Below are 12,171 nucleotides of genomic sequence, written 5' to 3'. Positions count from 1 at the left end.
CCCGAGCACGTCCGAACGGTGGTGACCAGCCCCGTTCCCTGCGGGTCACCTGCCGATACGGCGCCACTGCTGGCCCTTTCCCCCGTTGGCCGCCTGCTGCTCGACCGTCGCGCCGTCGGCGGTGGAATCCCCGGTGACGCCGAGAACCAGGCCGCTGCGGGAACAGGTGACGGTGACGTAGTCGTCGCCGGCTTCGGTGACCTTCCACTGCTGACTGGTGCTGTGTTCGGGCGTCCATTGGACGATCTTTGCGCCGGCGGCCGTGGTGTCGCCCCGGACGGACCAGGCCAGGGGTGTGCTGCCGTGGGTAGTGTAGATCTCGTACAGTCCCCCGCCGACGGGGATGAACCGGAACTGCTGGTTCACGGCCGAGTTCCGGGTGTACTGGATCAGGCCGGTGCCGTTGGCCGTGGAGGCATCCGGGACGTCGACTGCCTTGCCCGTCTTGCGGTTGATCAGCTGGAAGACGGAGTGTTGGGCAGGCGGCGCGACCGCCACGGATCCAGCGGAGGGGATCGTGACCTGGCTGCTCCAGTCGCCGAAGACGACCGCGGTGGACCTGCCCCCGGCCCCCCGCAGCGTGGCGCGGGTGACCTGGCCGTTCTTCCACTCCATGTCGAGCGTGAAGCCGCCGCGCACCCCGATTCCTGTGACGGACCCGGCGGCGGCCCAGGCCCGCGGCAGGGCCGGCAGCAGCTCCACCCGTCCGGGACGGGACTGCACCAGCATCTGGATCATCGCCACTGGTGTGCCGTAGTTGCCATCGATCTGGAAGACCGAACTGCTGCCGAAGCTGTACATGTTGAACATGTTGATCGCGCTGCCGTGGCTGAAGTTCACCGACGGTTTCAGCACGTCGAGGACGAGCTGGTATGCCTTGTCCGGATGCTTCAGCTTCGCCCAGCACATGGCTCGCCAGGCACTGCCCCAGCCGAAGCTGGCCATGCCGCGTGCCTCGAGCAGCTTGGTGGCGCCCGAGACGAGGGCCGTCGGTGAGTGCTCGACGGCGATGCGGTCACCGGGGAAGAGACCGATGAGCGGTGACAGGTGGCGATGGGTGGTCTCGCCGAGGTTGTCGTCGCTCATCCACTCCTCGAGCCAGCCGCTGGTGGCGCTGACCTCGGGCATGTACAGCCGGTCCTGAAGCGCGGAGACGGTGGAGGCATAGGCGGAGTCCTTGCCCAGCGCAGCCGCGGTGGACCGGTAGTTCTGGAACAGCTGCCAGACCAGTTCCTGGGCGTAGGTGATGCCCCGGGCATTCTGGGGTCCGTGCTCGGGAGACCAATCGCGGTCGTCGACGAGGACCTGTCGCGTGCCGCCGGTCGCGAGGTCGGGCACGGTCATCGTGATCAATCGCGACTCCCAGAACTCACAGGCGCCCTTGAGCAGGGGGTAGATCTTGGCCAGGTGGGCCATGTCCTGGGTGTACTCGTAGTGCTCGTAGAGGGAGTTGCACATCCACGCGTTGCCGGCCGGGTGCCACCACCAGCCGTTGCCGCCCCAGATGTTCGTGGAAATCGCCAGGGTCCAGCCGGCCACCTTGCCGGAGGTATTGCGGAACCGGTTGCGGGAGTCCTGGAAGAGGTTCCTGGTAGTGGCCTGCCAGCCGGGCAGCTGAGCAACGCAGTAGTCGGTGAACGCGTCGAAGCACTCGGGCAGGCCCGCCCGGTCCGGCAGCCAGTAGTTCATCTGGACGTTGATGTCGCTGTGGTAGTCGCTCATCCAGGACGGAGTGTTCCTGTCGATCCACAAGCCCTGGAGGTTGGTGGGGAGACTGCTGCGGGAGCCGCAGATCGTCAAATAGCGGTTGAACTGCAGGTAGGTCGCCTCCAGCTCCGGGTCCGGTGCGGAACCGGCCGCCGCACGGGCGGCAAGCCGAGCGGGCGTGTCCATCGCTCGCTGCGCTGCGGACGACGTGCCCAGGTTTACCGTCATGCGCTGTTGGAGGCGCTGAAAATCGGATACATGAGTGGCCAGCAACGACGTACCGGCGACCGCCGCCGCCCCCGAGGCCTTGGCCCCTGCCGTGTCCAGGGGTACGAGCGAGGTGTCCTTGTACGACTGGGACGCGTCGGCCTTGTAGTTGGTGCCACCCGAGATGATCAGCAGCACCTCGGTGCAGTTGCTGAACGTTACGTCCGTACCGGTCGCCGAGACGGTGCCATCCTGGCCGGCAGCCTTCACGACCGTCGCGTACTTCAGGTCGTTCGGCAGCGCCGCCGCGAACGACGCCTCCGCGGCACCCGCATTCACCGTCACGGTCTCGCCGCGGGTCCCCGACAGCGTCATGGACCCGGTGTAGGAGCCGCCGCCGCTCTGCGACAGCCGCACGACGATCACGTCGTCCGGATGGCTGGAGAACACCTCACGCCGGTACGTCACATCACCGAGCCGGTAGGACGCGGTCACCAGGCCGTTGCTCATGTCCAGCGTGCGGCGGTAGCCGCTGACGGCGCCGATCGTGTGTGCCGGAATCTCGAGGAAGGCCTTGGCCAGCATCCCGAACGTACCGAAGTCCCCAGTGCCGTACGGGAACTGCCCGTCCGACTGGAGCGCTGCGTTGGCATGGCCGGTCCACAGCGTCGCATCCGCCAGGACCATCACATCACGGGACGGGTCGCCGGTGACGAGAGCACCCAGGCGACCGTTCCCGATCGGCAGACCCTCCTCGATGATCCGGTTCTCCGCGCCCGGCTTGGTGTACCAGAGCATCGCTGCGTCACTCTTCGGCACCAGCGACAGCGTTGCCGGCCGCGTCACCGCGGCAGCATTCGTGGTGAACTCCGGCAGTGAGGACAGCACGAAAAGCGCACCCAACGATGCCGCCGTGCGCAGTACCCCGCGACGCGACATACCGCCCTCGTTCTCGGCGGGGGGCTGGGAAGGTGTATGACGGGACATGGACGTGCGGCTCCTTCTGGGCAGGCTGTACCGGGTACTGGGGCGTCCGACGACCGGGGGCGGCGTCTGGACAGAAGTGCAGTGGCATTGGCACGTCCTGTCAATGACTTCGACGGATTTTCCTATATGATTTACCCTCCGCTCGATGTGCCTGACTTCCAAGCCCCCACAGGCGGCACCGAGCCGCGGCCGCACGTCGCAACCACTACGGAAATCAGCTTCCAACCTGGAGATTTCCCGCTTGAAGCAGGGCCCTTGCCTCAACCTCCCACCACCGACGTCAAGGCTGATGCGGGAGATGAATCGCGCCACGGGTCTTGACTGGACGCCGTCACTGGTCAACCATCACCCTGTCAAATTCCTATTTGATTCTCAAGGGAGTGGTGGAGATACCTCTCCGGACATCCAACGGGCCTCCGCCTGACCGAAGCAATGCGGCGGACATACACGGCTCCCGTGGTGGGCCGGAGCCTTCCGGTGGGACAGACTCGGCTCGGCCCCTGAACCGCGTCCCTCACCTGGGTAAACTGTTGCTGCCCCGACAAGCCCCGAACAGCAGCAGGAGGCCGGATGCCGCCGCACGACACGTCCGCGGCCGGGGCGTCGCGGGAAGGGAACGGACGGGACCTGCCTCCCGCACGTCAGGCTCTCTCCGACAGCGTCTACGAGAACATCAAGGCCATGGTCATGGACCATGAGATCGCTCCTGGCGCGCGCGTCGGGATCGAGGCCCTGTCCCGCGCCCTCAGCGTCTCACCGACCCCCATCAGGGAGGCGCTGGCCAGACTGGAGTCCGACGGCCTGGTGGTGAAGAGGGCGCTCTCCGGGTACCGCGCCACCGAGCTGCTGACCCGCCAGGGACTCGAGGAACTCTTCGAGATGCGGCTGCTGCTGGAACCGAGGGCAGCCGCTCTGGCCGCGGTCAACGCCAGCGAGGCCCAGCTCGACGGCATCGAGCGCATCATGGAGGAGATCCAGTCCCATCCGGGGCCGGCCGGGCGCTATGCGGCCTACCGCGACTTCGCCTCCCTCGACCAGCGCTTCCACGACGCGATCGCGCAGGCCTCCCATCGGCCACTGCTCGCGGACGCGGTGGAGCGCCTCCACTCCCATCTGCACATCTTCAGGCTCAGCAGCGTCCTCGGCGCCGACGACCCGACCCTCGCGGAGCACGAACGCGTTGTCCGCGCGGTACTGCGCCGGAATCCCGAGCGCGCGGCCGCAGCAATGGCGGAGCACCTCACCCGCAGCCTCCAGCGCCAGCTCAGCCAGGATGAGGAACCCTGACCGCGCGCGACTTCCGACGTCGGCTCGGTCAAGGCGAGACAGCCCTGGCCGGTGGGCAACCAGGCGTCACGGTCCCGGCTCGTCGACCGCCACTCGGTAGACCCGGGCCGCGGTGCCGGACCACAGGGCCGACTGCTCGGTTTCGCCGAGTGCGGTGGTGAGAGCCCGCGTGCACGCGACGACGTCGGTGCAGCTCGCGGCCAGGGTGCACACCGGCCAGTCGGACCCGAACATCAGCCGGTGCGGGCCGAAGGCCTCCAGCGCCGAGTCCGCGTAAGGGCGCAGGTCGTCGACGGTCCACGATGCCCAGTCGGCCTCGGTGACCATTCCGGAGAGTTTGCACACGGTGTTCGGCAGGGCGGCGAGGCGCCGCAGTCCGGTGAACCAGGGCTCGACCGCTTTCGACGAGATGGGCGGCTTACCCAAGTGGTCCAGGACGAAGGTCAGTTCCGGCACGGCGGCGGCTGCCTGGATCGCGGCGGGCAGCTGGTGGGGGAGCACCACCACGTCGTAGACGAGACCTGCGGCTGCCACCGCGCGCAGCCCACGCAGCACATCCGGCCGGGTGAGCCATCGCGGGTCGGGCTCGCCCTGTACCTGGTGGCGGATGCCTCGCAAGAACTCTCCTCCGGGAAGGCCCCGCAGGCGGGCGAGTTCGTCGCTGACGCCGGGTGACGTGAGGTCCGTCCATCCGACGACCGCACCAATGAGATCGCTCCCGGCAGCGAGGGACAAGAACTCCGGGGCTTCCTCGGTCACGGCCACCGTCTGCACCAGGACACCTGCGGCGATCCCGGCCGACCGGGCCTCGGCCTCGAAGTCCTCCAGGGTGAACGAACGTCGCAGCGGGGCGAGTTCGGGTCCGTTGATCCACTCCTGGTCGCGTACGTCCAGGTCCCAGAGGTGGTGGTGTGCATCGATGATGTGCATGTTTGGCCTCACTGAGGACGGGGCCGCGGTCACCGCGTCGTGGGTCCGGATCACCGTGGCGCGGTTCCGTGGCGCGTTCCACGAAGAGCCCGATCACGTCGGCGCCACGCCCTTGCTGGTCTGCGGGCACAGCGTGTCGTTGAAGCAGGTGATGAACAGCGCGATGCGCATGACTACGTCCCCTCCGGTACCGGCACGTGCGGCGGCAGCAGGCCCTCGCTCCGCAGCGCCTCCCACATCCCGTCGGGGATCGCGCGGTCCACCTGTGCGGCAGCGTCGTGGACCTGAGCCGCCGAGCGCGCGCCGACGAGGAGGGAGGCGACGGCCGGATGCCCGAAGGGGAAGCGCAGTGCGGCGGCCCGCAGTGGCACCCCGTGCTCCTCGGCGACGGCCTGCATGTGCAGCGCACGGCTCACCAGGGATTTCGGAGCGGCGGTGTAGTCGTACGTGGCGCCGGGCTTCGGGTCGGCCAGCAGGCCGGAGTTGAACACGCCTCCGACGATCACACTCTTGCCGCGCGCCGCGGCGGCGGGCAGCAGTTCTTCCAGGGCTGTCTGCTCCAGCAGGGTGTAGCGACCGGCGCACAGCACGGCGTCGACATCTGTGTCCTCGAGGAAGCGGGTCAGCATGCGGCTCTGGTTCATGCCCGCGCCGATCGCGCCGACCACGCCCTGGGACCGCAGTTCCTCCAGCGCGGGATACGCTTCCCGGAACGCCTGCTCCTCGTGGTCGTCGGGGTCGTGCAGCAGCACGAGGTCGACGCGGTCGAGGCCGAGCCGGGTCAGGCTCTCCTCCAGCGAACGGCGGACGCCGTCGGCGCTGAAGTCCCACCGCCTGCGGTGGGTCGCGGGTACGGCGAAACCGTGGGCGAGATCGTCCCCGAAGTCCCCCTCGCGCCCGCCGTCCTCACAGGGTACGAGCAACCGCCCGGCCTTGGTCGAGACCGTGTACGTGTCCCGGGGCTTGGTGCGCAGTACGGCGCCCAGTCTGTGCTCCGACAGACCCAGACCGTAGTGCGGGGCGGTGTCGAAGTACCGGATGCCCGCGCCCCAGGCCGCTTCGACAGCGGCGGCGGCCTCGTCCTCGCCAACGTGGGAGAAGAGGCCGGCAATGGCGGCGGCGCCGAACCCCAGGGCGGTGACGGCGACTTCACTGCGCCCCAGGGTGCGGCGCGGCAGTACCGATTCGTGAACGGTGCGGTGCATGCCCATCACTGTCCCGCCGGCCGCAGGCGCAGCCCCTGCATCCCGCCGTCCACCGCGAGGGCGGCGCCGGTCACCGAGGCGGCGGCCGGGGAGGCCAAGTAGACGATGGCGGCGGCCACTTCGTCGGCCGAAATGAGGCGGCCCAAGGGCTGGCGGGCGTTGAGCGCGGAGCGTTCCGCGGCGGGATCCGCGGCCTGGTCCAGGAGGCGGCCCACCCACGGCGTGTCCGCCGTGCCGGGGTTCACGCAGTTGACCCGGATGCCCTCCCGTACGTGGTCCGCGGCCATGGCCAGCGTCAGCGACTGGACCGCGCCCTTGCTCGCGCTGTACAGCGTCCGCTGGGGCAGGCCCGCCGTGGCGGCGATCGAGCAGACGTTGACGAGGGCGGCGTGGGAGGAGGCTCTGAGGTGGGGCAGTGCCGCCCGGGTCGTGCGCACCACGCCCATGACGTTCACGTCGAAGACACGGTGCCACTGGCCGTCGTCGCCGTCCTCGACGGTGCCGACGGCCCCGATGCCCGCGTTGTTGACCACAATGTCGATGCCCGCGAGGTCCGAGGCTGCCGCATCCACCGCGGTCCTCACCATGTCGTCGTCTGTTACGTCCGCGCGGTAGCCGCGCAGTGGCTCCGGCACCGCCGACGGGTCGAGGTCGAGGACGGCGACGTCCGCGCCGCGGGCCGCGAGCAACCGTGCCGTGGCCAGTCCTATACCGGAAGCCCCGCCGGTGACCAGGGCTTTGAGTCCGGACAGTTCCCTCGTCGGTGCGCATTCACCGATCCAGGCGGCGCGGTCGTCGTACCTGTTCATGTCTGCCTCTTCATTCATGCCTGTTCATCCCCGTCGCCTCTTCGGGCCTGTTCATGTCCGCCGCCCCTTCATGCCTGTTCGAAGGTCTGCCGCTGGCTGCCGAGACCGTCGATGGCGAGTTCGGTGGTGTCACCGGCCCGGAGGTAGGGCGTGCCCGGCAGGCCGAGAGCGACTCCGGCGGGGGTGCCGGTGTTGATGACGTCGCCGGGCTCCAGCACCATGTACTGGCTGAGGTACCAGACGAGGTACGCGACGTCGAAGATCATGTCCCTGGCCGTGCCGTCCTGCCGCCGCACGCCGTTGACGGACAGCCGCAGACCGAGCGCCTGCGGATCGGCCACCTCGTCCGCGGTGACGAGCCAGGGCCCGAGCGGGTTGAACGTCTCGCAGGACTTGCCGAGGTCCCACTGCGGCGAGAGTTCGAGCTGGAAGGCGCGCTCCGACACGTCGTTGCTGATCGCGTATCCGCCGATCACCGCTGCCGCGTCCGAGGGGTCGGCGAGATAGCGTGCGTGTCGGCCGATCACCACCGCGAGTTCCACCTCCCAGTCGGTCTTGGCCGAGCCGCGCGGAATGAGGACGGTGTCGTGAGGGCCGACCACGGTGGACGGGGCCTTCATGAACACCACCGGCCGCTGCGGCACGTCGGCCCCGGTTTCCGCCGCATGGTCCCGGTAGTTGAGGCCGATGCACACCACCTTGCCGGGACGCGCCACCGGCGCGCCGGTGCGCAGCCCTTCCGGGTCCAGGAGCGGCAGCTCACCGGAGCCGAGGGCGGCTCGTACCCGCTCCACACCGCCGCCCGCCAGGAAGGGGCCGTCGATGTCGCGGGTCAGCCCGGAGATGTCGTAGGTGCGTCCGTCACTGTCGAGGACTGCGGGGCGTTCCTCGCCTGGGGCGCCAAGGCGCAGCAGTTTCACGTGGTTCTCCTTACGGTCGCGATTCGGGGGGCGAATCGCGAGGGTGGTCGTACGGAGCCCGGGGCGCCGGACGGTCGTCCGAGCACAGCCGAACCGGGGTGCTGGGGCGGCCTATTCCATGAGGAAGACCTGCTCCGTGGAGGCCCACCACTCGCCCGGCGCCGCCTCCTCCACGGGCTGCTGGCAGGGGTCGGTGAGTTTCCACCACGCTTGCGTCGCCTTGTCCGCAGCCACCAGGGCGATGTCCGCGGCCAGGTCGTCACCGTGGTACTCGAAGTAACTGAAAAGCCGGTCGCCGAGCAGGTGGATCGAGTAGTTGGCGATGTGGCAGCGCCGTAGCTGGTCCAGCACCGGCTGGGGAACGTCACGGTGCAGTTGACGGTACTCGTCGAGCTTTTCCGGGCGAACCCGGATGACCTGCGCCACGCGCTTCATGCCCGTACCGCCTTCGGGCCCACGGCCGAGAGCGCGCGATCGTGGATGATACGGATGATCCTGCCGCTCATCCGCTCGTAGTCGCGGTCGTTGTCGACCTCACCGCGGATCCGGTGGTCGGCCATGACAACCACCCGGTCCGCAAGCGTGATCATCTCCGCGAGGTCGCTGCTGATCAGCAGAATGGGCAGACCGTCGCGGGCCAGCTCCCAGATCAGTTCGTGGAAGGCGTGTTTGGTGCGCACATCGACACCGACCGTCGGCTCATCGACGATGAGCAGCCGCGTGTCGGCCGCCAGCCACTTCGCCAGGCTCACCTTCTGCTGGTTGCCACCGGACAGCTCACCGGCGTTCTGCCCGAGCCCGGAGATGCGGATGCCGAGACGTTCGACGAGGTCGTGCGACAACTCCTGTTCCTCGCGTGAGGAGACGAACCCGAACGCCTTCGCCAGCCTCTTCCACACCGTCACCGTGATGTTCCGGACGATGGGCTGCTCCAGGAAGACCCCTTCCTCCTTGCGGTTCTCGGTCAGATAGCCGATGCCGAAGCCGTGCAAGGCCTGCCGGGGAGAAGCGATACGCGCCGGTTTGCCGTGCAGCCGGATCTCGCCGCCGGTGACGCGGTCGAGGCCGAGCACGGCCTTGACCAGTTCGCTGCGCCCGGCTCCGACCAGTCCGTACAGACCGACGATCTCGCCGGGCCGTACGTCCAGGCTGATGTCCCGGTGCCCGGCGGCGGTGGAGACCCCGTCGAGCGAGAGAACCGGTGCCGCGGACGTGTCCACCTCACGCGGACGCATCTCGGTCGCCGAGTGGGCGCGGCCCACCATGAGGCTGACCACGTCGTCCTGGGTGTGGTCGGCGAGCGGCGAGGACTCGAGCACGGACCTGCCGTCACGCAGCACGGTGACGGTGTCGCAGATGGCGAACACCTCCTCCAGTTTGTGACTGACGAAGACGACGCACGTCCCTCGGGCCTTCAGCCGCCGGACGACCTCGAACAGGCGCTCCGCCTCCTGTGGGGAGAGGGAAGCGGTCGGCTCGTCGAGGAGCAGCACCCGGCTCTCGGTGTACAGAGCCTTCGCGATCTCCACCAACTGCTGTTGTGCCACGGACAGTTCACGGACCGGCTGGCCCGGGTTGATGTCCAGGCCCAGCTCACCGAGACACTTCAGAGCGGGGGCGGTCATGGCCGCGCGGTCGATGAGACCGCGGTGCGAGGGAGGGCTCTGCAACGTGATGTTCTCGGCCACCGAGAAGCCGGGAATCAGATTGCGCTCCTGGTGCACGACGCCGATGCCGGTGCGGGTTGCCTCCAGCGGCGAGCGCAGGTGGACCTCGTCGCCGCACCAGGTGAGACGGCCGCTGTTGGGGGTGTGCACCCCGGTCAGGACCTTGATGAGGGTGGACTTTCCCGCGCCGTTCTCGCCGAGCAGCGCATGGACGGACCCCGCGGTGAGGCGCAGCCCGACGCCGTCCAGGGCCCGTACTCCGGGAAAGACCTTGACGATGGCCTGGCATTCGAGAAGGACGTTGCTCATCGGGCACCTCCCATGTGCGGCAGGACGGCAGTCGGCTGCGCGTCACTCTCCGGTGGCGCGGGCGGTGTGCGGCCGCGCGAACTGCCCTTCTTCTCCAGGTGGGTCTGGTGGATACGGCCGCCGACCACCGTGCCGAGCACGACCAGGCCGATGAGGAAGTTCACCCAGCTCGGGTCGAGGGAGAACTGTGCCCGTGCGGCGTCGATGAGCCGCATCACGAAGGCTGCCAGCACCGTGCCGAGCACAGCGACCGAGCCTCCGGTGAGCGCGACGCCGCCGATGATGGGAGCCGCGAAGCTGGGCAGCAGCCAGTCGCCGCCGACACTGCGGTTGACTCCGGGCAGCGACGCCGTTGCGGTCAGGGCGGCCACGCCGATCAAGAGCCCCGACAGGGTGTGGGCAAGCACGATCTGCCGATCGGTGGAGATGCCCGACAGCCTGGCCGCCAGCGGGTTGCCGCCTGCCGCCAGGAGCCGCCGGCCGGCGCTGCTGCGGTACAGGAAGGCGGCGAGCAGGGCCGCAGCGGCCAGAGCCGTGACGAACACCAGCGGGACGTTCAGCGGGGCCGCCCTGCCGAGGTCCCTCAGGCCGGCGGAGTAGCCGTCGACGGTGCGCGTACCGGCCAGCCGGTACTGCGCTCCCAGGAGGATCGTCATCGTCCCGAGTGTGACGATGAAGCCGTTGATATTCGTCGCCACGATGAACAGGCCCGTCACCAGGCCGACAGCTGTCGCCGTCAGCACACCGGCTGCCACCGCGACCCCGGCGGGCACACCCTGGTCTGCCATGAGGACGCCCATGAGGCAGGCGGTGAAGCCGCCGAGCGCCCCGACCGCGAGGTTGAGCTGTCCGACGCACAGCGCGATCATCTGGGCCAGCCCGATGAGGACAGGGGTGGCCAGGTATTGCAGGAAGGTGCGCACCGACGGGCCCTCGAAGAACGAGCCGGAGGAGGCCATGCCCAGGGCGACGTAACCAGCGAGCACCACGCACAGCAGGGTCATCGTCGTGGAGCGGGAGAAGCGGCGCAGGACCGCGACGCCCCGGGCTCCCCGATCGCGGATTGTGATCATGTGGAGCGCACCACCTTGCGATAGGACAGGACGGTGCGCACGCGGTCGGCCGAGAGGGCCAGCAGGAGTACGCATCCGAGGTAAATGTTCAGGCTTTCGAGACCGACACCGAGCAGGTCGAGCCCCTTGCGGATGACGCCGACCAGGGATGTGCCCAGCAGAGCTCCCAGCACCGAGACGACGCCGCCGGTGAGCAGGGTGCCGCCGAGCACCGCGCCGAGGAACGAGGGCAGCATGAAGTCGTCCCCGATGGAGGCGCGGAACGTTCCGGTGCTGACGGCGGCCATGAATCCGGCGAGCGCGGCGAGCAGCCCCGAGAGCATGTGCGCCAGGATGACGCGGCGGCCGGTGGGAATGCCGGACAGCTCCGCCGCCGCGGGGTTCGCCCCGGTGAGCAGCAGTTCCCGGCCGATGCGGGTGCAGGCGTACAGGAAACCGAGGCCGAGCAGCGCCAGGACGGTGAACTGCGCCAGCTGCGGTACGGCCGGGGATCCGCACACGGGCCCGACGCAGATGTCGGCCAGCGAGTACGAGCGCAGTTCCGCGAGCCCTGACGGCCTGGTGGTGAAGGCGGCGTTCTCGGTCAGGGCCGAGTAGAGCAGGGAGACGAGTCCCAGCAGCGCGAAGTCCATCGCCAGGGTCACGACGAAGGAACTCACCCCTGTGCGGGTGATGATCCAGCCGGTCAGCGCGCCGATGGCGGCTCCGGCGAACAGGCACAGCAGCAGGCCCAGCGGCAGTGGCAGGCCCAACCGGTCGTATCCGAATCCCGCGAACAGGGCCCCGAAAGCGGCCATCCGTCCGACGGCCAGGTTCATGTGCCCCACTGAGAGGACGACCATCTGGGCGAGCGCCACCACAGTCAGCGTCGAGATGTCCCGCAGCAGCGGGAACAGCACGAGCCGCTCGTCGAGGAACGCCGGCCGCAGCACGCCGAACAGGGCACTGAGGGAGACGATGAGCACGAGCAGGCCAAGCCGCTGGTTGACCCAGAACGGCAGCCGGTGCACGGGACGCGGCGCAGTGGCCTCGGCGGTGTTGGTGTCACCGTCCGGTGGGGCAACGGGCAT

10 protein-coding genes are annotated in these 12,171 nt (G+C 68.9%); 1 reads left to right on the top strand and 9 read right to left on the bottom strand.

Annotated elements, in window-relative coordinates; translation table 11 throughout:
* Positions 1-45: 45 nt before the first annotated feature.
* Positions 46-2,901 carry a glycosyl hydrolase family 95 catalytic domain-containing protein gene (locus OG395_RS42665; RefSeq protein ID WP_327247699.1) on the bottom strand — a complete coding sequence of 952 codons (2,856 nt, stop codon included), beginning with the start codon at positions 2,899-2,901 and terminating at the stop codon, positions 46-48.
* A 570-nt stretch (positions 2,902-3,471) separates the two neighbouring features.
* Here OG395_RS42665 and OG395_RS42660 point away from each other — a divergent pair.
* On the top strand, positions 3,472-4,188 hold the full coding sequence (locus tag OG395_RS42660; protein ID WP_327247698.1) for a GntR family transcriptional regulator: 717 nt from the start codon (positions 3,472-3,474) through the stop codon (positions 4,186-4,188).
* Between the two features lie 66 nt (positions 4,189-4,254).
* Here the strand turns inward: OG395_RS42660 and OG395_RS42655 are convergent, their stop codons facing one another.
* The 8 genes from OG395_RS42655 to OG395_RS42620 form a co-directional block, all read right to left on the bottom strand.
* The gene (locus tag OG395_RS42655; protein ID WP_327247697.1) at positions 4,255-5,118 is read right to left on the bottom strand and encodes an amidohydrolase family protein; all 864 of its coding nucleotides are present in this window, start codon (positions 5,116-5,118) and stop codon (positions 4,255-4,257) included.
* Positions 5,119-5,291: 173 nt separating this feature from the next.
* Complete coding sequence (locus tag OG395_RS42650; protein ID WP_327247696.1) at positions 5,292-6,323, bottom strand: aldo/keto reductase; 1,032 nt, start codon at positions 6,321-6,323, stop codon at positions 5,292-5,294.
* 5 nt (positions 6,324-6,328) lie between these two features.
* Complete coding sequence (locus OG395_RS42645; RefSeq protein ID WP_327249634.1) at positions 6,329-7,132, bottom strand: SDR family NAD(P)-dependent oxidoreductase; 804 nt, start codon at positions 7,130-7,132, stop codon at positions 6,329-6,331.
* Positions 7,133-7,200: 68 nt separating this feature from the next.
* Entirely contained in the window at positions 7,201-8,052 is an 852-nt protein-coding gene (locus OG395_RS42640) for a fumarylacetoacetate hydrolase family protein (protein ID WP_327247695.1), read from the bottom strand.
* A 111-nt stretch (positions 8,053-8,163) separates the two neighbouring features.
* On the bottom strand, positions 8,164-8,487 hold the full coding sequence (locus tag OG395_RS42635) for an L-rhamnose mutarotase (RefSeq protein WP_327247694.1): 324 nt from the start codon (positions 8,485-8,487) through the stop codon (positions 8,164-8,166).
* Entirely contained in the window at positions 8,484-10,028 is a 1,545-nt protein-coding gene (locus tag OG395_RS42630; RefSeq protein WP_327247693.1) for a sugar ABC transporter ATP-binding protein, read from the bottom strand. The genes OG395_RS42635 and OG395_RS42630 overlap by 4 nt, the downstream gene beginning before the upstream one ends.
* Complete coding sequence (locus OG395_RS42625) at positions 10,025-11,101, bottom strand: ABC transporter permease (RefSeq protein WP_327247692.1); 1,077 nt, start codon at positions 11,099-11,101, stop codon at positions 10,025-10,027. Before OG395_RS42625 ends, OG395_RS42630 begins: the two co-directional genes overlap by 4 nt.
* Positions 11,098-12,171: an ABC transporter permease gene (locus OG395_RS42620; RefSeq protein WP_442818653.1), complete on the bottom strand. Its 1,074-nt coding sequence runs from the start codon at positions 12,169-12,171 to the stop codon at positions 11,098-11,100. The genes OG395_RS42625 and OG395_RS42620 overlap by 4 nt, the downstream gene beginning before the upstream one ends.

Origin of the sequence: Streptomyces sp. NBC_01320, from assembly GCF_035974375.1 — a bacterium.
Classification (GTDB): domain Bacteria; phylum Actinomycetota; class Actinomycetes; order Streptomycetales; family Streptomycetaceae; genus Streptomyces; species Streptomyces yanii.
Note: the sequence above shows the minus strand (reverse complement) of the source record. Positions and strands in the feature narration are given on the sequence as shown.

Coding starts and splice junctions, on each gene's coding strand:
- OG395_RS42665 (WP_327247699.1), bottom strand. CDS start 2,901: ATGTCCCGTCATACACCTTCCCAGCCCCCCGCCGAGAACGAGGGCGGT.
- OG395_RS42660 (WP_327247698.1), top strand. CDS start 3,472: ATGCCGCCGCACGACACGTCCGCGGCCGGGGCGTCGCGGGAAGGGAAC.
- OG395_RS42655 (WP_327247697.1), bottom strand. CDS start 5,118: ATGCACATCATCGATGCACACCACCACCTCTGGGACCTGGACGTACGC.
- OG395_RS42650 (WP_327247696.1), bottom strand. CDS start 6,323: ATGCACCGCACCGTTCACGAATCGGTACTGCCGCGCCGCACCCTGGGG.
- OG395_RS42645 (WP_327249634.1), bottom strand. CDS start 7,132: ATGAACAGGTACGACGACCGCGCCGCCTGGATCGGTGAATGCGCACCG.
- OG395_RS42635 (WP_327247694.1), bottom strand. CDS start 8,487: ATGAAGCGCGTGGCGCAGGTCATCCGGGTTCGCCCGGAAAAGCTCGAC.
- OG395_RS42630 (WP_327247693.1), bottom strand. CDS start 10,028: ATGAGCAACGTCCTTCTCGAATGCCAGGCCATCGTCAAGGTCTTTCCC.
- OG395_RS42625 (WP_327247692.1), bottom strand. CDS start 11,101: ATGATCACAATCCGCGATCGGGGAGCCCGGGGCGTCGCGGTCCTGCGC.
- OG395_RS42620 (WP_442818653.1), bottom strand. CDS start 12,171: ATGCCCGTTGCCCCACCGGACGGTGACACCAACACCGCCGAGGCCACT.